Source organism: Pseudomonas sp. S2_A02 (assembly GCF_054668495.1).
On the sequence record NZ_CP162776.1, the window covers coordinates 3828971 to 3853255 of the forward strand.

Sequence of the window (24285 nt, forward strand, 5' to 3'; positions counted from 1 at the left end):
AGTACGGGATGTCAGGGGTAGAGTGAACCCCATCGTCACCTCTCGAATACAACTGGAGCGACCCATGACCCAGACTAATCTGCGCAACGGCCCCGACGCCAACGGCCTGTTCGGCGCGTTCGGTGGCCGTTACGTCGCCGAAACCCTGATGCCGTTGATCCTCGATCTGGCCCGCGAATACGAAGCGGCCAAGGAAGATCCGGCGTTCAAAGAAGAATTGGCCTACTTCCAGCGTGATTACGTCGGACGTCCAAGCCCGCTGTATTTCGCCGAGCGTCTGACAGAGTTCTGCGGTGGCGCGAAGATTTATCTCAAGCGCGAAGAGCTGAACCACACCGGCGCGCACAAGATCAACAACTGCATCGGCCAGATTCTGCTGGCGCGGCGCATGGGCAAAAAACGCATCATCGCTGAGACCGGCGCTGGCATGCACGGCGTGGCGACCGCCACCGTGGCCGCGCGTTTCGGCCTCGATTGTGTGATCTACATGGGCACCACCGACATCGAACGTCAGCAAGCCAACGTGTTTCGCATGAAGCTGCTGGGCGCCGAAGTGATCCCGGTGGTCGCTGGCACCGGCACCCTCAAAGATGCGATGAACGAAGCCCTGCGTGACTGGGTGACCAACGTCGACAGCACCTTCTACCTGATCGGCACCGTGGCCGGTCCACACCCGTACCCTGCCATGGTTCGCGACTTCCAGTCTGTGATCGGCAAGGAAACCCGCGAGCAGTTACAAGCCCAGGAAGGTCGTCTGCCCGACAGCCTGGTGGCATGCATTGGCGGTGGTTCCAACGCCATGGGCCTGTTCCACCCATTCCTCGATGACAAGAGCGTCGAGATCATCGGCGTCGAAGCCGCCGGTTACGGCATCGAAACCGGCAAGCATGCGGCCAGCCTGAACGGCGGTGTGCCGGGCGTGCTGCACGGCAATCGTACTTTCCTGCTGCAGGACGATGATGGTCAAATCATCGACGCCCACTCGATTTCCGCCGGCCTCGACTATCCGGGTATCGGCCCGGAACACGCATGGTTGCATGACATCGGCCGCGTCCAGTACACCTCGGTAACCGACGATGAAGCCCTCGATGCGTTCCACAAATGCTGCCGTCTGGAAGGGATTATTCCTGCTCTGGAAAGCGCCCATGCCCTGGCCGAAGTGTTCAAACGCGCACCGACACTGCCGAAAGATCACTTGATGGTGGTCAACCTGTCCGGCCGTGGCGACAAAGACATGCAGACCGTGATGCACCACATGGAACACTCTCAACAAGAGCAATCCAAGCAGGAGAAACACTGATGAGCCGCCTGCAAACGCGTTTTGCCGAACTCAAGGAACAGAACCGCGCCGCCCTGGTGACCTTTGTGACCGCCGGCGACCCAAGCTATGACACGTCTCTGGCGATCCTCAAAGGCTTGCCGGGAGCGGGCGCCGACGTGATCGAGTTGGGCATGCCCTTCACCGATCCAATGGCCGATGGCCCGGCGATTCAACTGGCCAACATTCGTGCCTTGGGCGCCAAACAGAACCTGGCGAAAACCCTGCAAATGGTTCGCGAGTTCCGCGAAGGCAATAACGAGACTCCGTTGGTGCTGATGGGTTACTTCAACCCGATTCACATGTACGGCGTGCCGCGTTTCATCGCTGAAGCCAAAGAGGCCGGTGTCGATGGCTTGATCGTGGTCGACTTGCCGCCCGAGCATAACGGCGAGCTGTGCGACCCGGCACAGGCGGCGGGCCTGGACTTCATCCGTCTGACCACTCCGACGACTGATGACGTGCGCTTGCCGACTGTGTTGAATGGCAGTTCCGGCTTTGTTTACTACGTGTCGGTGGCGGGTGTGACCGGTGCGGGCGCGGCGACTCTGGAACATGTCGAAGAAGCCGTCACTCGTCTGCGTCGCCATACCGATCTGCCGATCAGTATCGGTTTTGGTATCCGTACACCGGAGCAAGCGGCGTCCATCGCACGTCTGGCTGATGGTGTGGTGGTGGGGTCGGCACTGATCGATCACATCGCCAATGCCTCAACGCCGGATCAGGCTGTGGAGGGCGTACTCAGCCTGTGCGCAGCCTTGTCTGACGGCGTACGTAAAGCGCGGGTCAGCTGAAGGTAAAGTGCCTGATACAGAGGGTTAGAGCCTCGCGGCACAGACTAAACAGCAAGACCGGGGGCTTCAGGACTACGTTCTGAGGCCCTTTTTGCTGTCTGGCTGTGAGGATATTGTGCTGATCGCCGTAGGCACCGGGATTGTTTATGAGGTCCTTGATGGGGTTTTGTATTGACCCACAGCTAAGCAATCAGGCGACCTACTGTGGCAAGGGAGCTTGCTCCCGCTGGGCGCGAAGCGACCCCAAAATCGACCAGGCACCCTATCGCGCCAGCTTCGCCGTCGAACGGGAGCAAGCTCCCTCGCCACAGAGGATTTTGCTCTCTCGGGGTCTTATGCTTCAGGGCAATTCCAACCCACCCGCAGCCTTGTGCAACTTCCGCAGATGTTCGCCAACCTGCTTCAGGTTGGCTTCGTTGGCGGCCATTTCGGCGGCACGACTCGGCTCGAGTAACGCTCTCACTTCCTTATCGAGATCCCCGGTCAGCGCTTGCAGCTGCTTCTGGCGCAGGTTGCTTTCCGACTCCAGGCGCGTCCACTCGTTTGGCTGCGGCAAACCATAACCACCGGTGCCGAGCAGTTCGGCCGGACGGCTGAGGAAGCCGCTGTTGGCGAGAATTTCCTGCAAGGTCGCATTAGCTTTATCCATGCCGCCATTCTTCAATTCCCGAGCGCCCAGATAACGTTGCTTCACTTCGTCCTGGGCCAGCACCATCTGCTGCCGGAAACTGGCCTGCTCCAGCAGCAGCAATGCCGCGCTGGTGCGTAAGTCAGCCTGATCAATCCATTTGCGGCGCTCTTCGGCTTTCAAGGACAGCCAGTCCTCGACCTTGTCCTGCTTGATCGGTAAATGCTTCTTCAGCACTTCGAACATTGCTTGATAACGCTCGCGGAAGGAGTCGAAGCGATAGCCCAGACGTAACGCTTCGCGGGGATCGTCCAGCACGCTGGTGTCTGCCAATCCGCGGCCCTTGAGCACTTCCAGCAAACCGTTGGGCATGATGCTGTCGAGGCCGACCAGTTGCGTATTGTTGGTGCTGCTGCGCAGTAATTTCAGGCCTTCTACCGCACAGTTGTTGGACAGGAAAAAATAGTTGCCGTCGTAACTCCAGTGCATCTCGGCGGCGTGTTCCACCACGTCTTCGATCTCGCTGTGCGACAGGTTCAGCGGCACCGATGCGAGGCTGCGCAGTTCGGTCTTGGTGTATTCGTCGATCACTTGGGCCAGCGGCAAGACAAACAGGCGCGATGGGTATTTACCCACCAGTCCATCCCAGCTCGACAGCTGCAAGTCACCGACGAAGGCGCGGTAGGACAGCACCAGATGCTGATCCAGATCCAGTCGACAATCCGGCCCTCGCGGCCGACCCGGTGCACAGATCACCAGTCGCAGCATGCTGTGGCCCCAGCGGCTGACCCAATTCTGGTTGGCTTCTGCCAATAGATAGTCAACAGCGTAAACCCGCTCCGGATCGACCTGGCCCAGGGGCTGCTTGGCGAAGTCGTTACCCGCATTGAGGAAGGCGAATGATTGGGCGCACGTATCTTTTGCGGCGGGCGCCCAACCGAAATGTTCTTTGTAGTAGCGATACAGCGCAGGACGACGGCAGGCATAGCTTGGGTCGAGGAGGAAGTACTCCATGTTGACCGCGACGAACTCCTTCGGGCTGCTCGTCTCGTAGATGTCCGGGCTGCGGGCAATCTGCCGGTTGTGCTGTTCGCGCTCGCCGCGCCGACCGACGTATTGCGGCCAGCCGGCCAAATCCAGTAGACGAGGGTCATCGCTGAGGGTCCAGCGCCGCTCCGTCTGCCCACGGCATTGATCGGGGATGCCGATCAGTCCGGAGCTGCTATTACGTTGAGTGCAACGCTGGATCAACGTGCGCTCGGCGGCTGGCCACAGGCGCGCACGGTCATAAATATGGGTGAGTTCGTGCAACACCGTGGCGAGCATTTCCCGGCGCACGGTACCGTGGGGACGGTAAGTTTTTTTGGTCGCGGCGCTGCCGTTGGTGAGGCTGGCGAGCAGATTGCGATTCAGGTCCAGCTCGGACACCAGCGATGCCTGACCGTAAGCATCGCTCGGCATGTCGTCGGTCCAGCCAACATCAATGCGCCGGTCCAGTTGCTCGATGAAGCGCGGCGGTAACGCCAGCATGGCTTCATCAAGCAGCGCCTGACTGGCCTGCTGTTGCGCGGGGGTCAGGCCGTCGGTCTTGAGCCGTAGTTGCAGGCCGGCCTGAGCCGTATTGCCGAGCAGCAATACAACCCCGGCCAACAGCCAGGCGCCTAATGACTTCACAGTGCGAGGATAGCTTCGGCGAGAACCTGATCACTGGCGTCGCGGGCTTCCGGTACGCGGGTGCGCAAAGTGGCGAAGGCCGCTTCCAGGTGCGCGCCGCGGATTTCACCGTCGCTGGCGACGAAACTGGCCGCATCGTCGTGGGCTTCACGGACAATCTTCGAATCACGGATGGACGTGGTGGTATCGGACGTGAAATCAAGTGTGCGCTGGGTGGCGTTGATGAGGATGTTACTGGTGGCTACCAGGGTGTGCGCCTGGGCCACGTCGGCCAACAACAGCAGGCCAAGGGTGGCAGCAATCAGCGGGCTACGCATGGAACGACTCCGGAGGAACAAGGGATAACTATTGGACGAGAATTGCCTCTGCCAGTTCAAGGTCGCTGGCATGAAGTTTTGGCTGGGTCCGACGCAGGTAAATCAAGGCGGACTCCAGTTGCGATCCTCGCAGTTGACCGTCACTGGCAATGAACGCGGCAGCGTCATCCCGGGCGGCGATCAGCAGTTTATGGTCGAAGGGCGCGGAGGTCACCATGCTGGAGGCATAACCACTGGCCACGGTGCCTTGCGTAGACAGGTTGAAAGCGTCGAAGGCATGGGCCGAACCCGACCAGCAAGCCGCAAGAAAAACCGCATTGATCGACAGATTGGAAAGAAAACGCATGAGACTCGATAGCTGAAAGCGAGTCCCAAGGCTAGCGTAATGCCCGGGCTAGAGCCAGTGCCGAAACATTGGGACACGACAGGCGTGTCCCACTTCAGAGCTGTCGCTTAGATCGTCAGGATGGCCTGGGCCAACTGTGCGTCGGTCGCATTCAGTTGTGGAGTCTGTTGGCGGATGTGGTCGAGTGCGCTTTCCAGTTTCACACCACGAATGGCGCCTTCACTGGCGACGAAACTGGCGGCATCGTCACGAGCGGCACGGACGATTTTGTCATCACGAAAGGAAGACGAAACATCTGAGGTCGCGTCGGAGGACGCCTTCAGTCCGCCAACAATGGAATCGGTGGTCACGATAAAACTGGTGGCGTGGGAATTGGCAGCAACGGCAAGCAGGGCAGCAGCACTGAGCAGACGAAGACGGGACATGGAATAGCTCCTTTGGATAGACCGATTTAGAGGTGGCTCAGGATCAGACGCCTGTCGTAAAGCGTTCGCCACGTTCTATCTGGATATTAGGCCTGTGCACCTCGGTTAGAACAGCCCCGTCTGTTAATGGAGAAAGCTCGCGTCAGAACGGTTTGTTCACTTCGTTGAGGCGGTCGGCATTGCTAATGCCCAAATCCGAGAGTTGTTGATCATTGAGTTGGCCCAGCAGCCGTCGGGTGCGAGCCCTTCCCAGGCTGTCGGTGGGCGCTCTCAGTAATCCTCGAAGCTTGGCCAAGCAGGGCTTCGCTTGCGGTGTGATATGGAAACATTTAGTAAGTGATTCATGGGCCTGGTCCTTTTGCCAGCTTGTCGGGATTCAATGGTGACCCCTTACACCAGTGGGCAGACACACTTCGATGAAATTGTACTGGTTAAATTTGCGAAACCTATAAACTGTACCTGTTGGTAGCTATCTCTTCTGTGCGGCCCAATATGAAAGCTCCAAAACGACAAAACCCGTCGTGGTTCCCCACGACGGGTTTTGTTTGTTCAATTCGGGTGCTGGCGGTGGATCCGGAGGATCAGAGCCAGCGACGCTAACTTAGCGCCAGAACGGCTTGCTCAGCTCTTCGTAGCGTTGTGCTTCGCTAATCCCGGCATCAGCCAGCAGACGCGAATCCAGACGAGCCAGTTGATGGCGGCTGGTAATGCGGCGCTGCCACAGCATCAGGTTGGCGATAACGCGCAGAGGCATGGAAGCCTGGGTTTTTGCAGCAGTATCTTCGAAGAACAGTTCGGAACTGAGTGTACGTTCCATGGTTGACATCCTTCCGCTTATGGCGGGATTAGGTAGTGGTTTAACTGATGCCAATGATCCTCTCGTTTGGCCAGTCTCTGTAGATACAGTTCACCTGTATTGTGAGAGACCAGTTAACTGTTAAAAGGCAGTGTACTGGTCGAAATTGAGGCAACTGTACCTATGCGCACTAATACGGTGCATTTTTGCTCAATTCAGCTAAGGAGGCGGGAAAATACCGTAGGAAAAGACCGGTACAGCAGTACAGTTTTTGACGTGGTTGAGTGTTATCACCGCGAGCTGACGAAACTGTGTTTGCGTCAGCTGCAATCTGTATCAATTACACCGCCAGCATGCGCCCGGTTTCTTCCAGGTTTATGTGCCAACTCAAGGCATCGCGAAGGATGTGCGGGGTATGCCCGCCGACTGAGCAAGCGGCAGTGAAGTAGTCATTCAACGCTGGTCGATAGTCCGGGTGAACGCAGTTGTCGATGATGACCCGGGCGCGCTCACGCGGGGCCAGGCCACGCAAGTCGGCCAGGCCTATCTCGGTTACGAGAATGTCGACGTCATGTTCTGTGTGGTCGACGTGGCTGACCATGGGGACCACGCTGGAAATCGCGCCACCCTTGGCGATCGACTTGGTGACAAAGATCGCCAGGTGCGCATTGCGCGCGAAATCGCCGGAACCGCCGATGCCATTCATCATCCGCGTGCCGCAGACGTGGGTGGAGTTGACGTTGCCGTACAGGTCGAATTCCAGCGCAGTGTTGACGCCAATAATGCCCAAGCGCCGCACCACTTCGGGATGGTTCGAGATTTCCTGAGGGCGCAGCACCAGCTTGTCCTTATAGTGCTCCAGATTCCCGAACACATCGGCATTGCGCCGGCTCGACAGAGTGATCGAACTGCCCGAAGCAAAGCTCAGCTTGCCAGCGTCGATCAGATCGAAAGTCGAATCCTGCAGCACTTCGGAGTACATGGTCAGGTCTTCGAACGGCGAGTCGATCAAGCCGCACATCACCGAATTGGCGATGGTGCCGATACCGGCTTGCAGCGGGCCGAGCTTGTTGGTCATGCGCCCGGCAGCCACTTCTTGTTTGAAGAAATCGATCAGGTGATCAGCGATGGCCTGAGTGTCTCTGTCCGGCGGCAAGACAGTGGACGGCGAGTCAGACTGATTAGTGATCACGATCGCGACGATTTTTTCTGGCGGTATCGGGATGGCGGTGCTGCCGATGCGGTCGTCTACTTTCACCAGCGGAATAGGCGTGCGGGTCGGCCGATAGGTCGGGATATAGATGTCGTGCAGACCTTCGAGATTCGGGTTGTGAGCCAGATTAATCTCGACGATCACGTGTTTGGCGAAAATCGCGAAACTGGCCGAGTTGCCTACCGAGGTGGTCGGCACGATATGGCCCTGCTCGGTGATTGCCACGGCTTCGATCACCGCGATGTCCGGTAGCTTGAGTTGTTGGTTACGCAGTAGCTCTACGGTTTCCGACAGGTGCTGGTCGATGAACATGACTTCGCCGGCATTGATCGCCTTGCGCAGGGTGCTGTCCACCTGGAACGGCATGCGTCGCGACAGTACGCCGGCTTCAGTCAGTTGTTTGTCGAGGTCGTTGCCCAGGCTGGCACCGGTCATCAGGGTGATTTTCAGCGGTGCGACCTTGGCACGCTCGGCCAGGGCATGCGGCACGGCCTTGGCTTCGCCGGCGCGGGTAAAGCCACTCATGCCGACGGTCATGCCGTCCTGAATCAGAGCGGCAGCGTCGGAGGCGCTCATTACCTTGTCCAACAATGAAGGCAAGCGAATACGGTCACGGTACATAATTGTTTTCTCGGGGCAACGGAAGCAAGGTACGCAGTCTAGTGAATTTGATCAGTGCCCGTCCCGCTACCAAGGTCGCATTCGAGACGTCTATTCTGGGTCTTTCAGACAAAACACCGTTACAGGATCGGTAACAGCCACAAACAAAAACGCCCCGACGAGTCGGGGCGTTCAGGTTGCCGAAGGGTGTTACTCGACGGCTTTAACCATGTCTTCGATGACTTTCTTGGCATCGCCGAAAACCATCATGGTCTTGTCCAGGTAGAACAGTTCGTTGTCCAGACCGGCATAGCCGCTGGCCATCGAGCGCTTGTTGACGATGATGGTCTTGGCTTTGAACGCTTCCAGAATCGGCATGCCGGCAATCGGCGATTTCGGGTCGTTCTTGGCCGCCGGGTTGACCACATCGTTGGCACCCAGCACCAGCACCACGTCGGCCTGACCGAACTCGGAGTTGATGTCTTCCATCTCGAACACCTGGTCGTAAGGCACTTCGGCCTCGGCCAGCAATACGTTCATGTGGCCAGGCATCCGACCCGCAACCGGGTGAATCGCATACTTCACGGTCACGCCACGGTGTGTCAGCTTCTCGGTCAGCTCTTTCAATGCATGCTGCGCGCGAGCCACCGCCAGGCCATAGCCCGGAACGATGATGACAGTGTCGGCGTTGGTCAGCAGAAAGGTGGCGTCGTCAGCCGAACCGGATTTCACCGGGCGGGCTTCTTTCGAGCCTGCCGGGCCAGCGGCATCTGCTGTGTTGCCGAAACCGCCGAGCAGCACGTTGAAGAACGAACGGTTCATCGCCTTGCACATAATGTACGAGAGGATCGCACCGGACGAACCGACCAGCGAGCCAGCAATGATCAGCATCGAGTTGTTCAGCGAGAAGCCGATACCCGCTGCTGCCCAGCCGGAGTAACTGTTGAGCATCGACACCACGACAGGCATGTCTGCGCCGCCGATCGGGATGATGATCAGCACGCCCATCACGAAGGCCAGGGCCAGCATCAGAGCAAACGCACTGAGATTGCCGGTCAGCATGAAGGTGATGCCCAGTGCCAGCGTCGCCAGACCCAACAGCAGGTTCAGCTTGTGCTGACCGCTGAACTGTACCGGTGCGCCCTGGAACAGGCGGAACTTGTACTTGCCCGACAGCTTGCCAAACGCGATCACCGAACCGGAGAAGGTAATTGCACCGATGGCCGCGCCGAGGAACAGTTCCAGACGGTTGCCCGCCGGAATCGAATCACCCAGGTGTTTAACGATGCCCAGGGATTGCGGCTCGACCACCGCCGCGATGGCGATGAACACTGCGGCCATACCGATCATGCTGTGCATGAAGGCGACCAGTTCCGGCATCTTGGTCATTTCAACGCGTTTGGCCATGATCGAGCCGGCAGTGCCGCCGATCAGCAGGCCGACGATGACGTAACCGATGCCCGCAGTGGCGAGCTCTGCGCCCAGCTTATAAATGAGGCCCACGGTAGTGAGGATCGCCAGGGCCATGCCGAGCATGCCGTAGACATTGCCGCGTCGGGAGGTCGTCGGGTGCGACAGGCCTTTGAGGGCCTGGATGAAGCAGATCGACGCGATCAGATAAAGCGTCGTTACCAAATTCATGCTCATTACTTGGGCGCCTCTTCTTTTACGGCTTTCGGGGCTTTTTTCTTGAACATCTCAAGCATTCTGCGGGTGACAAGGAAGCCACCAAATACGTTCACCGCCGCCAGAGCTACCGCCAGGGTGCCCATGGTCTTGCCCAGTGGCGTCACGGTCAAAGCCGCCGCCAGCATGGCGCCGACGATCACAATCGCCGAAATGGCGTTGGTCACCGCCATCAATGGTGTGTGCAGTGCAGGTGTAACGTTCCAGACCACGTGATAACCGACATAAATCGCCAGCACGAAGATGATCAGGTTGTAGATACCGGGGGAGATAAGCTCTTCCATCGTCTGAATCCCTGCTTAGGCGTTTTTGCGGATGACTTGGCCGTCGCGGCACATCAGGCACGCAGCGACGATGTCGTCTTCTAGGTTCACTTCGAACTGGCCTTCTTTGTTGAAGACCAGCTTCAGGAAGTCCAGCAGGTTGCGCGCGTACAGAGCCGAAGCATCGGCCGCGACTGCGCCGGCCAGATTGGTCGGGCCGCAAATGGTCACGCCATTTTCGACGACCACCTGATCGGCCACGGTCAGCGGGCAGTTGCCGCCCTGGGCTGCCGCGAGGTCGATGACCACCGAGCCGGGCTTCATCTGCGCCACGGTTTCGGCGCTCAACAGTGTGGGCGCCTTGCGGCCCGGGATCAGTGCGGTGGTGATGACGATGTCAGCCTGCTTGGCGCGTTCATGCACGGCCAAGGCCTGGCGCTGCATCCAGCTGGCCGGCATTGGGCGCGCGTAACCGCCGACACCGACGGCGCATTCGCGCTCTTCATCGGTTTCGTACGGCACATCGACGAATTTCGCACCGAGGGATTCGATCTGTTCCTTTACGGCAGGACGCACGTCGGACGCTTCGATGACTGCACCCAGACGTTTCGCCGTGGCAATCGCCTGCAAACCGGCTACGCCAGCGCCGAGAATCAGCACGCGCGCCGCTTTCACGGTGCCCGCAGCCGTCATCAGCATCGGCATGAAGCGTGGATAGTAGTGGGCGGCCAACAGCACGGATTTATAACCGGCAATGTTCGCCTGAGAGGACAGCACATCCAGGCTCTGGGCGCGGGAGGTGCGCGGTGCGGCTTCCAGCGCAAACGCAGTAATGCCGCACTCGGCCAGTTTGGCAATGGTTTCATTGCTGAACGGGTTGAGCATGCCCACCACTACGGTGCCGCTCTTGATCAGCGTCAGCTCACCGTCGCTGGGGGCTACCACCTTGAGAATCAGCTCGGCGCCAAACGCATCATTGGCGCTGCCAATGGTTGCGCCTGCCGCTTCATAAGCACTGTCGACAACGCTGGCATTAATGCCGGCGCCGCTTTGCACAGTGACCTTATGACCCTGGCCGATCAGCTTCTTGATGGTTTCCGGGGTTGCAGCAACCCGTGTTTCACCCGTCTGGGTTTCGAGAGGAACACCAATGTGCACGTCAAATCTCCTGCGTGATCTTATTGAGTAAACCCAGGCACTTCGGATGGTGCGGCTGGGGCGGCCGATCAGCACGATCCCGCCAAAATCAGGGCGGGGCGCGGCATTTTGCAGGCGAACTTTGTGCCCTTCAAGGGATTATGACGGGTGACGGAAAATTAACTACAAGTCACCCCGTGACCGAATGTCGCACCGATCCGTGAAATCCCTTGCAGGCCGTGGCTTGTGAGGATTATGTCCAAAATTCAAGAATTTACACATCGGCCCGGTGAATGAGTTGTCATTGCCTACCAATAGAGGCTCAAGGCCACGTATTCAGGCCTTTGTAGGACGTTTGTGCTACTCCTCAGTACAGTCTGCCAATATGCGACAAATACTTACATCTGTAGTGCTTTTGTCTTCCTGACTACGGGGTCAGCTAATAAGGGGGGCCTTTATCCTTCTAGGCTGTAGCTTTGTGCCTGATTTACCAGCCAATCGCGAAACGCCTTTAAAGAGGCTGATTCGACTTTTCGCTCGGGAATCATCAGGTAGTAGGCCTTAATGCTCGATAGTGCCTGAGCGTTGGCAATCACCAGGCGCTTCTCTGCCAATTCGCGCTGAATCAGGAACGGTGGAATCAGCGCGATCCCCATATCGTGCATCGCAGCTTGAGCAAGCATGGAGAATAGCTCGTAACGCGGCCCTGTCATGTCTCGCGGGATATTCAGGTTTTTAGAGTTGAACCACTGGCGCCAGGCATAAGGGCGTGTGGTCTGCTGAAGCAGGGGCAGTTCGGCGATTTCACTGGGGGTCAGGTTGGTTTTTTTTCCCAGTAACGTGGGGCTGCACACCGGCATCGGATTTTCGCCCATTAGCCTATGGGATTCGGTACCGGACCAGTCGGCGTCGCCGAAATAGATCGCGGCATCGAATTCGGTGTCGGCAAACAGGAAGGGGCGGGTGCGGTTGGTGAGGTTAACCGTCACTTCCGGATGTTTGTGCTGAAAATCCTTGAGTCGCGGCAACAGCCATTGAGTGCCGAAGGTTGGTACCACCGCCAGTTCGATCACGTTGGCACCTTGCTGGCCCATCACTGACAAGGTGTCTCGTTCGACCGCGTCGAGTTGGGTGGCCACTCGGCGGCTGTAGGAAAGCCCGGCTTCCGTCAGCTTCACTCCGCGCCGGGAGCGTCGGAATAGTTCGACGCTAAGGAACTCCTCCAGGCCGGCGATCTGTCGGCAAATCGCTCCCTGCGTGAGGGAAAGTTCCTGGGCGGCCTTGGTAAAGCTCTCGTGGCGTGCTGCCGCTTCAAAACTGATCAGGGCAGTTGTACTGGGGATCTTCCGGCGCATGTACGTCAACCTCACTAATACATCGCATATAAGCTATTTTACGACGTTACGGAGTGAGAAATTAGCACAACAGTATGCAAAATCCTCGTTTGCCGTGAAACCGAACCCGGCCTAGGATCACTCCACGTTATTTGACCCGATTCGAGAGGACTCACTCATGGGCGGTAAAGCTAGCTTCAACTGGATCGATCCTCTGCTGCTGGATCAACAGCTTACTGAAGAAGAACGCATGATTCGCGACACGGCTCAGCAATTCGCTCAGCAGAAGCTCGCGCCGCGTGTTCTCGAAGCTTTCCGCCATGAGAAGACCGACCCGGCGATCTTCCGCGAGATGGGTGAAGTGGGTCTTTTGGGTGCGACCATCCCTGAACAATACGGTGGCAGCGGCCTGAACTACGTCAGTTACGGTCTGATTGCCCGTGAGGTCGAGCGTGTCGACTCCGGCTATCGCTCCATGATGAGCGTGCAGTCCTCGCTGGTCATGGTGCCGATCAACGAATTCGGTACTGAAGCACAGAAGCAGAAATACCTGCCGAAGCTGGCTTCGGGGGAATGGATCGGTTGCTTCGGTCTGACTGAGCCTGACCACGGTTCCGACCCGGGTGCGATGATTACTCGTGCACGCAAAGTGGAAGGCGGCTACAGCCTCACCGGCAGCAAAATGTGGATCACCAACAGCCCGATCGCCGATGTGTTCGTGGTTTGGGGCAAGGACGACGCGGGCGACATTCGTGGTTTTGTTCTGGAGAAGGGCTGGAAAGGCCTTAGCGCTCCGGCGATTCACGGCAAGGTTGGCCTGCGTGCATCCATCACGGGCGAGATCGTCATGGACAACGTGTTTGTCCCTGAAGAGAACATCTTTCCGGATGTCCGTGGTTTGAAAGGTCCTTTTACCTGCCTTAACTCGGCGCGTTACGGCATTTCCTGGGGCGCACTGGGCGCTGCCGAGTTCTGCTGGCACACCGCTCGTCAGTACACCCTGGACCGTAAGCAGTTTGGTCGTCCATTGGCAGCCACACAGTTGATCCAGAAGAAGCTGGCTGACATGCAGACCGAAATCACCATGGCGCTGCAAGGCTGCCTGCGTCTGGGTCGTATGAAGGATGAAGGCACTGCTGCGGTCGAGATTACTTCGATGATGAAGCGCAACTCCTGTGGCAAGTCCCTGGACATTGCTCGCATGGCGCGCGACATGCTGGGTGGCAACGGCATCTCCGATGAGTTCGGTGTCGCTCGGCATCTGGTCAACCTGGAAGTGGTGAATACCTATGAAGGTACGCATGACGTCCACGCTCTGATCCTCGGTCGCGCGCAGACCGGTATCCAGGCGTTCTATTAATAGGAGAACGGTCATGGGCGCGCTTTCGCATCTACGGGTACTGGATTTATCGCGGGTGCTTGCCGGGCCTTGGGCCGGGCAGATCCTGGCGGATCTTGGCGCCGAAGTCATCAAGGTCGAGCGCCCGGGCAATGGCGATGACACGCGCGCCTGGGGGCCTCCGTTCCTTAAAGATGCCTATGGCGAGAACACCAGCGAGGCGGCCTATTACTTGTCCGCCAATCGCAACAAGCAATCAGTGACCATTGACTTCACGCGGCCAGAGGGGCAGCAGTTGGTGCGCGAGTTGGCGGCGAAGTCGGACATCCTCATTGAAAACTTCAAGGTGGGTGGCCTGGCGGCTTATGGGTTGGACTATGAGTCGCTCAAGGCGATTAATCCGAAGCTGATCTATTGCTCGATCACCGGCTTCGGTCAGACCGGTCCGTATGCCAAGCGTGCGGGTTACGACTTCATGATCCAGGGCTTGGGCGGTCTGATGAGTTTGACCGGTCGCCCCGAAGGAGATGAAGGTGCGGGCCCGGTGAAAGTCGGTGTGGCGTTGACAGATATTTTGACCGGTCTCTATTCAACGGTAGCGATCCTGGCGGCCTTGGCTCATCGGGCTCAGGGCGGGGGCGGTCAGCATATAGATATGGCGTTGCTGGATGTTCAGGTGGCTTGTCTGGCCAATCAGGCGATGAACTACCTGACTACAGGCAATGCGCCTAAACGCTTGGGCAACGCTCACCCGAATATCGTGCCTTATCAGGACTTTCCTACGGCCGATGGTGATTTCATCCTCACCGTGGGCAACGATGGGCAGTTCCGCAAGTTTGCGCAGGTGGCTGGTCAGCCGCAGTGGGCGGATGATCCGCGCTTTGCGACCAACAAATTACGGGTGGCTAACCGAGCAGTATTGATTCCGCTGATCCGCCAGGCGACCGTGTTCAAGACTACTGCCGAATGGGTGGTGCAGCTGGAGCAGGCAGGCGTGCCATGCGGACCGATCAATGATCTGGCTCAGATGTTTGCCGATCCTCAAGTTCAGGCGCGTGGGTTGGCCATTGAGCTGCCTCATGCTTTGGCCGGGATGGTGCCGCAGGTTGCGAGCCCGATACGTCTGTCCGAGACTCCGGTGGAGTACCGTAGTGCGCCTCCTCTGTTGGGTGAGCACACACTGGAGGTTCTGCAACGGGTGTTGGGTTTGGATGTCGGCGTCATTGCTGGGTTCAAGGCGTCTGGAGTGCTCTGAGCATTCCTTCTATATAGCAGGGCTGGTTTTGCTCTCCTATATAGAGGGAAATGCGCAGTTTTCCGGCTTTTCGCAAGTTATTGATAGAAAAGCGTAATCAGGGGTTGACGACAGATTCTGGAAGTCTATAATTCGCCCCACTTCCGGCGCAGTCGAAACGGAAAACTCCTTGGTAAACAAAGAGTTATGCAGTTTTCGACAGCGGTTACGCTTCAGTTCATCGAAGCCAGAAGGAGTTGGTAAGGCCGTGTGTTTTCGCCTTATTGACGGTTCGATCTTCTCGGTCGAAAGCGGAGAAAAAGAGGTGTTGACAGCAGCGATTAACGCTGTAGAATTCGCCTCCCGCTAACGAGAGATCGGAAGCGCAAGTGGTTGAAGTTGTTAAGGATTTCCAAGCGAAACTTTGAAAACTTCTGAAAATAACCGCTTGACAGTAACAGAGGCTGCTGTAGAATGCGCGCCTCGGTTGAGACGAAAGATCTTAACCAACCGCTCTTTAACAACTGAATCAAGCAATTCGTGTGGGTGCTTGTGGAGTCAGACTGATAGTCAACAAGATTATCAGCATCACAAGTTACTCCGCGAGAAATCAAAGATGTAACCAACGATTGCTGAGCCAAGTTTAGGGTTTCTTAAAAACCCAAAGATGTTTGAACTGAAGAGTTTGATCATGGCTCAGATTGAACGCTGGCGGCAGGCCTAACACATGCAAGTCGAGCGGCAGCACGGGTACTTGTACCTGGTGGCGAGCGGCGGACGGGTGAGTAATGCCTAGGAATCTGCCTGGTAGTGGGGGATAACGCTCGGAAACGGACGCTAATACCGCATACGTCCTACGGGAGAAAGCAGGGGACCTTCGGGCCTTGCGCTATCAGATGAGCCTAGGTCGGATTAGCTAGTTGGTGAGGTAATGGCTCACCAAGGCGACGATCCGTAACTGGTCTGAGAGGATGATCAGTCACACTGGAACTGAGACACGGTCCAGACTCCTACGGGAGGCAGCAGTGGGGAATATTGGACAATGGGCGAAAGCCTGATCCAGCCATGCCGCGTGTGTGAAGAAGGTCTTCGGATTGTAAAGCACTTTAAGTTGGGAGGAAGGGCAGTTACCTAATACGTAATTGTTTTGACGTTACCGACAGAATAAGCACCGGCTAACTCTGTGCCAGCAGCCGCGGTAATACAGAGGGTGCAAGCGTTAATCGGAATTACTGGGCGTAAAGCGCGCGTAGGTGGTTCGTTAAGTTGGATGTGAAATCCCCGGGCTCAACCTGGGAACTGCATTCAAAACTGACGAGCTAGAGTATGGTAGAGGGTGGTGGAATTTCCTGTGTAGCGGTGAAATGCGTAGATATAGGAAGGAACACCAGTGGCGAAGGCGACCACCTGGACTGATACTGACACTGAGGTGCGAAAGCGTGGGGAGCAAACAGGATTAGATACCCTGGTAGTCCACGCCGTAAACGATGTCAACTAGCCGTTGGGAGCCTTGAGCTCTTAGTGGCGCAGCTAACGCATTAAGTTGACCGCCTGGGGAGTACGGCCGCAAGGTTAAAACTCAAATGAATTGACGGGGGCCCGCACAAGCGGTGGAGCATGTGGTTTAATTCGAAGCAACGCGAAGAACCTTACCAGGCCTTGACATCCAATGAACTTTCCAGAGATGGATTGGTGCCTTCGGGAACATTGAGACAGGTGCTGCATGGCTGTCGTCAGCTCGTGTCGTGAGATGTTGGGTTAAGTCCCGTAACGAGCGCAACCCTTGTCCTTAGTTACCAGCACGTAATGGTGGGCACTCTAAGGAGACTGCCGGTGACAAACCGGAGGAAGGTGGGGATGACGTCAAGTCATCATGGCCCTTACGGCCTGGGCTACACACGTGCTACAATGGTCGGTACAGAGGGTTGCCAAGCCGCGAGGTGGAGCTAATCCCAGAAAACCGATCGTAGTCCGGATCGCAGTCTGCAACTCGACTGCGTGAAGTCGGAATCGCTAGTAATCGCGAATCAGAATGTCGCGGTGAATACGTTCCCGGGCCTTGTACACACCGCCCGTCACACCATGGGAGTGGGTTGCACCAGAAGTAGCTAGTCTAACCTTCGGGGGGACGGTTACCACGGTGTGATTCATGACTGGGGTGAAGTCGTAACAAGGTAGCCGTAGGGGAACCTGCGGCTGGATCACCTCCTTAATCGACGACATCAGCTGCTCCATAAGTTCCCACACGAATTGCTTGATTCATTGAAGAAGACGATAAAGAAGCAGCCCGAAATTGGGTCTGTAGCTCAGTTGGTTAGAGCGCACCCCTGATAAGGGTGAGGTCGGCAGTTCGAATCTGCCCAGACCCACCAATTTTGTGTGGGAAACGCCTGTAGAAATACGGGGCCATAGCTCAGCTGGGAGAGCGCCTGCCTTGCACGCAGGAGGTCAACGGTTCGATCCCGTTTGGCTCCACCACTACTGCTTCTGTTTGTTGAAAGCTTAGAAATGAGCATTCCACCGAGCCGGTGATGAATGTTGATTTCTAGTCTTTGATTAGATCGTTCTTTAAAAATTTGGGTATGTGATAGAAAGATAGACTGAACGTTACTTTCACTGGTAACGGATCAGGCTAAGGTAAAATTTGTGAGTTGCTCTTTATGAGCAAGAATCGAATTTTCGGCGAATGTCGTCTTCACAGTATAACCAGATTGCTTGGGGTTATATGGTCAAGTGAAGAAGCGCATACGGTGGATGCCTTGGCAGTCAGAGGCGATGAAAGACGTGGTAGCCTGCGAAAAGCTTCGGGGAGTCGGCAAACAGACTTTGATCCGGAGATGTCTGAATGGGGGAACCCACCTAACATAAGTTAGGTATCTTAAGCTGAATACATAGGCTTAAGAAGCGAACCAGGGGAACTGAAACATCTAAGTACCCTGAGGAAAAGAAATCAACCGAGATTCCCTTAGTAGTGGCGAGCGAACGGGGACTAGCCCTTAAGTGGCTTTGAGATTAGCGGAACGCTCTGGAAAGTGCGGCCATAGTGGGTGATAGCCCTGTACGCGAAAATCTCTTAGTCATGAAATCGAGTAGGACGGAGCACGAGAAACTTTGTCTGAATATGGGGGGACCATCCTCCAAGGCTAAATACTACTGACTGACCGATAGTGAACTAGTACCGTGAGGGAAAGGCGAAAAGAACCCCGGAGAGGGGAGTGAAATAGATCCTGAAACCGTATGCGTACAAGCAGTGGGAGCCCACTTTGTTGGGTGACTGCGTACCTTTTGTATAATGGGTCAGCGACTTATTTTCAGTGGCGAGCTTAACCGAATAGGGGAGGCGTAGCGAAAGCGAGTCTTAATAGGGCGTCTAGTCGCTGGGAATAGACCCGAAACCGGGCGATCTATCCATGGGCAGGTTGAAGGTTGGGTAACACTAACTGGAGGACCGAACCGACTACCGTTGAAAAGTTAGCGGATGACCTGTGGATCGGAGTGAAAGGCTAATCAAGCTCGGAGATAGCTGGTTCTCCTCGAAAGCTATTTAGGTAGCGCCTCATGTATCACTGTAGGGGGTAGAGCACTGTTTCGGCTAGGGGGTCATCCCGACTTACCAAACCGATGCAAACTCCGAATACCTACAAGTGCCGAGCATGGGAGACACACGGCGGGTGCTAACGTCCGTCGTGAAAAGGGAAACAACCCAGACCGTCAGCTAAGGTCCCAAAGTTATGGTTAAGTGGGAAACGATGTGGGAAGGCTTAGACAGCTAGGAGGTTGGCTTAGAAGCAGCCACCCTTTAAAGAAAGCGTAATAGCTCACTAGTCGAGTCGGCCTGCGCGGAAGATGTAACGGGGCTCAAACCATACACCGAAGCTACGGGTATCACTTAGGTGATGCGGTAGAGGAGCGTTCTGTAAGCCTGTGAAGGTGAGTTGAGAAGCTTGCTGGAGGTATCAGAAGTGCGAATGCTGACATGAGTAACGACAATGGGTGTGAAAAACACCCACGCCGAAAGACCAAGGTTTCCTGCGCAACGTTAATCGACGCAGGGTTAGTCGGTCCCTAAGGCGAGGCTGAAAAGCGTAGTCGATGGAAAACAGGTTAATATTCCTGTACTTCTGGTTATTGCGATGGAGGGACGGAGAAGGCTAGGCCAGCTTGGCGTTGGTTGTCCAAGTTTAAGGTGGTAGGCTGGAATCTTAGGTAAATCCGGGATTCTAAGGCCGAGAGCTGATGACGAGTGTACTTTTAGTACACGAAGTGGTTGATGCCATGCTTCCAAGAAAAGCTTCTAAGCTTCAGGTAACCAGGAACCGTACCCCAAACCGACACAGGTGGTTGGGTAGAGAATACCAAGGCGCTTGAGAGAACTCGGGTGAAGGAACTAGGCAAAATGGCACCGTAACTTCGGGAGAAGGTGCGCCGGTGAGGGTGAAGCATTTACTGCGTAAGCCCACGCCGGTCGAAGATACCAGGCCGCTGCGACTGTTTATTAAAAACACAGCACTCTGCAAACACGAAAGTGGACGTATAGGGTGTGACGCCTGCCCGGTGCCGGAAGGTTAATTGATGGGGTTAGCTAACGCGAAGCTCTTGATCGAAGCCCCGGTAAACGGCGGCCGTAACTATAACGGTCCTAAGGTAGCGAAATTCCTTGTCGGGTAAGTTCCGACCTGCACGAATGGCGTAACGATGGCGGCGCTGTCTCCACCCGAGACTCAGTGAAATTGAAATCGCTGTGAAGATGCAGTGTATCCGCGGCTAGACGGAAAGACCCCGTGAACCTTTACTATAGCTTTGCACTGGACTTTGAATTTGCTTGTGTAGGATAGGTGGGAGGCTTTGAAGCGTGGACGCCAGTTCGCGTGGAGCCAACCTTGAAATACCACCCTGGCAACTTTGAGGTTCTAACTCAGGTCCGTTATCCGGATCGAGGACAGTGTATGGTGGGTAGTTTGACTGGGGCGGTCTCCTCCTAAAGAGTAACGGAGGAGTACGAAGGTGCGCTCAGACCGGTCGGAAATCGGTCGTAGAGTATAAAGGCAAAAGCGCGCTTGACTGCGAGACAGACACGTCGAGCAGGTACGAAAGTAGGTCTTAGTGATCCGGTGGTTCTGTATGGAAGGGCCATCGCTCAACGGATAAAAGGTACTCCGGGGATAACAGGCTGATACCGCCCAAGAGTTCATATCGACGGCGGTGTTTGGCACCTCGATGTCGGCTCATCACATCCTGGGGCTGAAGCCGGTCCCAAGGGTATGGCTGTTCGCCATTTAAAGTGGTACGCGAGCTGGGTTTAGAACGTCGTGAGACAGTTCGGTCCCTATCTGCCGTGGACGTTTGAGATTTGAGAGGGGCTGCTCCTAGTACGAGAGGACCGGAGTGGACGAACCTCTGGTGTTCCGGTTGTCACGCCAGTGGCATTGCCGGGTAGCTATGTTCGGAATAGATAACCGCTGAAAGCATCTAAGCGGGAAACTAGCCTCAAGATGAGATCTCACTGGGACCTTGAGTCCCCTGAAGGGCCGTCGAAGACTACGACGTTGATAGGTTGGGTGTGTAAGCGCTGTGAGGCGTTGAGCTAACCAATACTAATTGCCCGTGAGGCTTGACCATATAACACCCAAGCAATTTGACTACTCGAAAGAGCATCAGATTGCGGTGTGTGAAGACGAAATGAACCGAAAGTTCGAAAATGCTCACAAAACACCAAGCTGTCACATACCCAATTTGCTGAAGCGAGGCCACCTGGTCACGACTCAGTACCCGAATTTCTTGACGACCATAGAGCATTGGAACCACCTGATCCCATCCCGAACTCAGCAGTGAAACGATGCATCGCCGATGGTAGTGTGGGGTTTCCCCATGTGAGAGTAGGTCATCGTCAAGATTAAATTCCGAAACCCCTATCTGCATACGCAGGTAGGGGTTTTGTTTTAGTAGAAGTCACCGATTTTGCTGGCACGTTACCGCTGTAACGGGCTGGTCACAGAATTTCTTGACGACCATAGAGCATTGGAACCACCTGATCCCATCCCGAACTCAGCAGTGAAACGATGCATCGCCGATGGTAGTGTGGGGTTTCCCCATGTGAGAGTAGGTCATCGTCAAGATTGAATTCCGAAACCCCTGTCTGCTTATGCAGACAGGGGTTTTGTCTTTCTAGGGCCGTAGAAACTTCAATCCGGAACGGGTCAGATCCAGGTCTTGCGTGCCTTGATTTTCATAGCTGGTTTCAACCCAGTCCTGACGCAGCCCAAAGAGACACGCCACTTATCCGTCTCGATGAGGTCTTGCAGGTAGATGCCGGCCTGTTCCAAGCGACGCAGAGAGCTGGTCGGGCTGTAGAAGTCGATGGCCGAATTGCCATACTCCGGATTGAACGCATCGATCGGCGCAAGACCGCCACTGGTCCAGTCAACCACCGTTTTGCCTCGCTGGTAGTCCGCGTCCATCAGCTCGGTGTATTTGGTTGCGTCGGTGAAAAACTCGGCTTGCAGCATATGGTCGGGATTGCCATCCAGATAGGGGACCACGACTCCCATGCCGATGCGTGGAATGATCACCGCGCCGAAATTTCCCCGCAAATGTCCGCTGGACGAGCTCGAAATTATTTTCCCCATGTTGACAGGTCAGGCGTCTATCAGCTTGAGCACATCTTCTATACGGACATGAATGCCTTCACCCATAAGGCCGAACTGGAGAAACGCTGGCTGGCTGAGCAAGCTTTCCAGATCGAAATCAGGGGTATTCGCCAACCAGCTCGATCTGGATCGAATACAAGATGCTGAAGGCTTCAGTACCTTCAAAGCCCTGCACTTTGAAATTGTTGCGAACCGTTGGAATCAACAACGTGAAGTGAACAGCATTGGCCGGGGCGACATACGCTTATCCTCTTGCTTTTCCATGGCTCGTCCTTAAGCCGAAAGAGGAGACAAGTCGCGGTGCCAAAGCCATGCCCGGCGCGAGCAAGCGCAGACTGCCCAGCACGCTAACAAAAGGCAAAAGAATAAATGTCGGACATGTCCAGAAAGTACGTCAGAGTTTTCCCCATTTCAGAATATGTCAGTAATGCGCGAATGGCTTTCGATACTTTTGTAATAAGTTTGAGGCGAACTGGATAGGTATTTGAGGGGGGTGGGTAAATACAAGGTGCCGTGCCTTATATTGCTTATTGTCAGTTATCGCTATATCCATAAATGACTGTAACTTTCGGAAAACTCCTACATTTTTTATTGTTTATTTTTGTCATGCTGAGTTCCGTTTCAGCGCGTGAATATTCGGTGATTATTGGCGAGGTTAATGAACCGCTCTGGCTCGTTGTTGCATGGGGAATGCGTCGAGAGAGGCGAAGTCAAAACCAAAGTCAGGGGATACTCTGTGCCATATAGGGCAGATCTCCTACAGCAACAAAAAGACGCAGTTTTATTGTTTAATCGGGCTTGCAAATGGCCATCGTCGTGATTGGGAGGGGCGCGCCTTGAAAGAGCGCGAATTCAATTGGATGAGACTCATCGCAGCTCTTTGATACTGTCCGGCACCATTGCAACTTCAAAGTCCTTATGACCGTAATACTAATTAAAGGCCATGGATGTCCTACTCAAGCAAACTTTCCGCTCATTACCTTGAACTCGCAAAAGCCTCCGTTTCAGAAGAGAATTTCGCGGGCGAGGATGTTCGCTTTTCGAGCGAATATGAGGCATTGGAAAGCGAGCTGGGCAAAGCCCAATCCATGTACGAGAGCGGTCAGATCGACTGGCTGAAAATCCGCGAAAACAGTGAAAACCTGCTGCGAACTCAATCCAAGGACTTGCGTGTCGGAGCGTGGCTGACTTGGGCGCTGTACCAGCGCGAATCCTTCCAGGGGCTGCTGGCCGGCCTCGGTTTGCTGCACCATCTCTGTGAACACCATTGGGCCGAGGTTCACCCGAACAAGGCTCGCACTCGCGCTGCTGCCATCAGTTGGTTGGTGCCGCGTCTTGAGCAGGTGCTGAACGAAAACGTCGCTATAAAAGAGCAGCTGCCGCTGTTCCGCCGTCTGGTCGAGCATCTTGAAGGCCTCGACGCCGCGTGCACCGAGCATCTGGACGACGACGCGCCGTTGCTGTTGCCGATTTCCCGTCGCTTGAAAAACATGGTCCAACGCGCCGCCGACAATCAACCGGAACCCGGTGTAGTGGGCGCCGCAGTGGCGCAGGTCAAGCAGGCCGCGACTCAGCTGTTCACCCCCGGCGCGCCAATCGACAACGAGAAAGAAGCCCACAAGGCCCTGCGTGCCCAGCAGGAAAACGCCCGTCCGTTGTGTGCCTGGTGGCTCAAGCAGAAGGCTACTGATCTGCGTGCCCTGCGCCTCAATCGCACGTTGTTGTGGCTGCCGATCGACGCGGTGCCCGAGCGCAACGCTGAACAGATCACCGTTCTGCGCGGTTTGCCTGCCGACAAGCTCAAGGCCTATCAGGACCGCTACGACCAGGGGAAATACGCTGATCTGCTGGTAGAGCTGGAGGCGAGTCTGGCGAAGGCGCCGTTCTGGTTCGATGGCCAGCGAATGGTCTGGGAATGCCTTCAAGGGCTGAGCGCCGAGATGGCGATGCGCGAAGTGGAAATCCACTTCGCGCTTTTTTCAGCGCCTGCCCGGCATCATCGAATTGCGTTTCCATGACGGCGTGCCGTTTGCCGATCCGGCCACCCGCGTCTGGATCGGCGCCCACGTCATGCCGCACCTGCAAAGCGCCAGTGCGCCGCGCAAGATCGAAGTCGCCGATACCCAGCCGGGTTGGGAGCTGGCCCTGGAAGAGGTCTTGCCGATTCTGCGCAAGGACGGCCTCAAGGCCGCCGTACAAATCCTCAAACAAGGCCTGCAAAGTGCCCACGGCGGGCGGGTTCGATTCTTCTGGCAGTTCGCCCTCGCGCGGCTGTGCTTCATGGCCAAGAAGTACGAACTGGCCAAGACCCAACTCGAAACCCTCGACCAAATATTACAGGACTCAGGCCTGCACGCCTGGGAGCCCGATCTTGCGCTGGAAGTGCTGCATTTGCTGCATAGCTGCTGTGAATTGTTACCGCAGAACCATGCAGTGCGTGAACGCAAGGAAGAGATTTATTGCAGGCTGTGCCACCTCGATCTCGAAGTGGTACTCGAATAGGCCCCAGGGCCACAACCGCAAGGAGAAAAGCC

Annotated in this window: 15 protein-coding genes, 2 tRNA genes, 4 rRNA genes and 3 pseudogenes; 11 read left to right on the forward strand and 13 right to left on the reverse strand. The window is 55.9% G+C overall.

The genetic code is table 11. From position 1 onward, the window contains the following. Window positions 1–64 precede the first annotated feature (64 nt). Together trpB and trpA are read left to right on the forward strand one after the other, a co-directional pair. Window positions 65–1300, forward strand: a complete 1236-nt coding sequence (trpB, locus tag AB4O41_RS17405) for a tryptophan synthase subunit beta (protein WP_460144079.1) — start codon at window positions 65–67, stop codon at window positions 1298–1300. Continuing rightward, window positions 1300–2112 carry a tryptophan synthase subunit alpha gene (trpA, locus tag AB4O41_RS17410; protein WP_460144080.1) on the forward strand — a complete coding sequence of 271 codons (813 nt, stop codon included), beginning with the start codon at window positions 1300–1302 and terminating at the stop codon, window positions 2110–2112. The genes trpB and trpA overlap by 1 nt, the downstream gene beginning before the upstream one ends. A gap of 340 nt (window positions 2113–2452) precedes the next feature. Here trpA and AB4O41_RS17415 read toward each other — a convergent pair whose 3' ends face one another. The 11 genes from AB4O41_RS17415 to AB4O41_RS17465 all read right to left on the reverse strand — a co-directional run bounded on the left by AB4O41_RS17415 (window position 2453) and on the right by AB4O41_RS17465 (window position 12552). Then, the gene (locus AB4O41_RS17415) at window positions 2453–4414 is read right to left on the reverse strand and encodes a DUF7844 domain-containing protein (protein ID WP_460144081.1); all 1962 of its coding nucleotides are present in this window, start codon (window positions 4412–4414) and stop codon (window positions 2453–2455) included. Next, window positions 4411–4731, reverse strand: coding sequence for a DUF2388 domain-containing protein (locus AB4O41_RS17420; protein WP_460144082.1), 321 nt, complete (start codon window positions 4729–4731; stop codon window positions 4411–4413). The genes AB4O41_RS17415 and AB4O41_RS17420 overlap by 4 nt, the downstream gene beginning before the upstream one ends. Window positions 4732–4759: 28 nt before the next feature. Beyond that, window positions 4760–5077 (reverse strand): DUF2388 domain-containing protein, encoded by a 318-nt coding sequence (locus AB4O41_RS17425; RefSeq protein ID WP_460144083.1) that lies wholly within the window; start codon window positions 5075–5077, stop codon window positions 4760–4762. Between the two features lie 107 nt (window positions 5078–5184). After that, on the reverse strand, window positions 5185–5502 hold the full coding sequence (locus tag AB4O41_RS17430) for a DUF2388 domain-containing protein (RefSeq protein ID WP_007902756.1): 318 nt from the start codon (window positions 5500–5502) through the stop codon (window positions 5185–5187). Between the two features lie 142 nt (window positions 5503–5644). Further along, window positions 5645–5797, reverse strand: a complete 153-nt coding sequence (locus AB4O41_RS17435) for a DUF1127 domain-containing protein (protein WP_460144084.1) — start codon at window positions 5795–5797, stop codon at window positions 5645–5647. A 306-nt stretch (window positions 5798–6103) separates the two neighbouring features. Then, window positions 6104–6256 (reverse strand): DUF1127 domain-containing protein, encoded by a 153-nt coding sequence (locus tag AB4O41_RS17440; RefSeq protein ID WP_460148371.1) that lies wholly within the window; start codon window positions 6254–6256, stop codon window positions 6104–6106. A gap of 382 nt (window positions 6257–6638) precedes the next feature. Then, a complete protein-coding gene (locus AB4O41_RS17445) occupies window positions 6639–8132 on the reverse strand; it encodes an acetyl-CoA hydrolase/transferase family protein (protein ID WP_460144085.1) in 1494 nt (497 codons plus the stop codon). A gap of 189 nt (window positions 8133–8321) precedes the next feature. Then, window positions 8322–9758 (reverse strand): NAD(P)(+) transhydrogenase (Re/Si-specific) subunit beta, encoded by a 1437-nt coding sequence (locus AB4O41_RS17450; protein WP_460144086.1) that lies wholly within the window; start codon window positions 9756–9758, stop codon window positions 8322–8324. Then, on the reverse strand, window positions 9758–10081 hold the full coding sequence (locus AB4O41_RS17455) for an NAD(P) transhydrogenase subunit alpha part 2 (RefSeq protein ID WP_003187010.1): 324 nt from the start codon (window positions 10079–10081) through the stop codon (window positions 9758–9760). Before AB4O41_RS17455 ends, AB4O41_RS17450 begins: the two co-directional genes overlap by 1 nt. Window positions 10082–10096: 15 nt before the next feature. Continuing rightward, entirely contained in the window at window positions 10097–11218 is a 1122-nt protein-coding gene (locus AB4O41_RS17460) for a Re/Si-specific NAD(P)(+) transhydrogenase subunit alpha (protein ID WP_460144087.1), read from the reverse strand. Window positions 11219–11652: 434 nt separating this feature from the next. Then, the gene (locus AB4O41_RS17465; RefSeq protein WP_460144088.1) at window positions 11653–12552 is read right to left on the reverse strand and encodes a LysR family transcriptional regulator; all 900 of its coding nucleotides are present in this window, start codon (window positions 12550–12552) and stop codon (window positions 11653–11655) included. A 157-nt stretch (window positions 12553–12709) separates the two neighbouring features. Here AB4O41_RS17465 and AB4O41_RS17470 point away from each other — a divergent pair, with 157 nt between their 5' ends. The 8 genes from AB4O41_RS17470 (at window position 12710) to rrf (AB4O41_RS17505) (ending at window position 21220) form a co-directional block, all read left to right on the forward strand. Next, window positions 12710–13891, forward strand: coding sequence for an acyl-CoA dehydrogenase (locus AB4O41_RS17470; protein WP_007897013.1), 1182 nt, complete (start codon window positions 12710–12712; stop codon window positions 13889–13891). A gap of 13 nt (window positions 13892–13904) precedes the next feature. After that, window positions 13905–15125, forward strand: a complete 1221-nt coding sequence (locus AB4O41_RS17475; protein ID WP_460144089.1) for a CaiB/BaiF CoA transferase family protein — start codon at window positions 13905–13907, stop codon at window positions 15123–15125. A 652-nt stretch (window positions 15126–15777) separates the two neighbouring features. Continuing rightward, a 16S ribosomal RNA gene (locus AB4O41_RS17480) occupies window positions 15778–17316 on the forward strand. An 83-nt stretch (window positions 17317–17399) separates the two neighbouring features. Next, window positions 17400–17476: transfer RNA gene (locus AB4O41_RS17485), tRNA-Ile, on the forward strand. A gap of 30 nt (window positions 17477–17506) precedes the next feature. Beyond that, window positions 17507–17582, forward strand: a tRNA-Ala gene (locus AB4O41_RS17490). A 249-nt stretch (window positions 17583–17831) separates the two neighbouring features. Beyond that, a 23S ribosomal RNA gene (locus AB4O41_RS17495) occupies window positions 17832–20723 on the forward strand. A 158-nt stretch (window positions 20724–20881) separates the two neighbouring features. Beyond that, window positions 20882–20997: ribosomal RNA gene (gene rrf / locus AB4O41_RS17500) — 5S ribosomal RNA — on the forward strand. 107 nt (window positions 20998–21104) lie between these two features. After that, window positions 21105–21220: ribosomal RNA gene (rrf, locus tag AB4O41_RS17505) — 5S ribosomal RNA — on the forward strand. Together the 16S, 23S and 5S rRNA genes with 2 tRNA genes alongside form the textbook arrangement of a ribosomal RNA operon. Before the next feature lie 103 nt (window positions 21221–21323). On the opposite strand, the pseudogene AB4O41_RS17510 reads toward rrf (AB4O41_RS17505), so the two are convergent. Both AB4O41_RS17510 and AB4O41_RS17515 read right to left on the reverse strand, forming a co-directional pair. Continuing rightward, a pseudogene (locus AB4O41_RS17510) lies at window positions 21324–21616 on the reverse strand (TonB-dependent receptor domain-containing protein); the annotation flags it as partial. Window positions 21617–21760: 144 nt separating this feature from the next. Beyond that, window positions 21761–21959, reverse strand: a pseudogene (locus tag AB4O41_RS17515) (hypothetical protein); the annotation flags it as partial. A gap of 739 nt (window positions 21960–22698) precedes the next feature. On the opposite strand from AB4O41_RS17515, the pseudogene tssA reads away from it, so the two are divergent. Then, window positions 22699–24253, forward strand: a pseudogene (tssA, locus tag AB4O41_RS17520) (type VI secretion system protein TssA). The last annotated feature ends 32 nt before the right edge of the window (window positions 24254–24285 follow it).

What these genes read in the sequence shown, in the direction of transcription:
- trpB (WP_460144079.1), top strand. Translation starts at nt 65, where the DNA reads ATGACCCAGACTAATCTGCGCAACGGCCCCGACGCCAACGGCCTGTTC.
- trpA (WP_460144080.1), top strand. Translation starts at nt 1,300, where the DNA reads ATGAGCCGCCTGCAAACGCGTTTTGCCGAACTCAAGGAACAGAACCGC.
- AB4O41_RS17420 (WP_460144082.1), bottom strand. Translation starts at nt 4,731, where the DNA reads ATGCGTAGCCCGCTGATTGCTGCCACCCTTGGCCTGCTGTTGTTGGCC.
- AB4O41_RS17425 (WP_460144083.1), bottom strand. Translation starts at nt 5,077, where the DNA reads ATGCGTTTTCTTTCCAATCTGTCGATCAATGCGGTTTTTCTTGCGGCT.
- AB4O41_RS17430 (WP_007902756.1), bottom strand. Translation starts at nt 5,502, where the DNA reads ATGTCCCGTCTTCGTCTGCTCAGTGCTGCTGCCCTGCTTGCCGTTGCT.
- AB4O41_RS17440 (WP_460148371.1), bottom strand. Translation starts at nt 6,256, where the DNA reads ATGCCTCTGCGCGTTATCGCCAACCTGATGCTGTGGCAGCGCCGCATT.
- AB4O41_RS17445 (WP_460144085.1), bottom strand. Translation starts at nt 8,132, where the DNA reads ATGTACCGTGACCGTATTCGCTTGCCTTCATTGTTGGACAAGGTAATG.
- AB4O41_RS17450 (WP_460144086.1), bottom strand. Translation starts at nt 9,758, where the DNA reads ATGAGCATGAATTTGGTAACGACGCTTTATCTGATCGCGTCGATCTGC.
- AB4O41_RS17455 (WP_003187010.1), bottom strand. Translation starts at nt 10,081, where the DNA reads ATGGAAGAGCTTATCTCCCCCGGTATCTACAACCTGATCATCTTCGTG.
- AB4O41_RS17465 (WP_460144088.1), bottom strand. Translation starts at nt 12,552, where the DNA reads ATGCGCCGGAAGATCCCCAGTACAACTGCCCTGATCAGTTTTGAAGCG.
- AB4O41_RS17470 (WP_007897013.1), top strand. Translation starts at nt 12,710, where the DNA reads ATGGGCGGTAAAGCTAGCTTCAACTGGATCGATCCTCTGCTGCTGGAT.
- AB4O41_RS17475 (WP_460144089.1), top strand. Translation starts at nt 13,905, where the DNA reads ATGGGCGCGCTTTCGCATCTACGGGTACTGGATTTATCGCGGGTGCTT.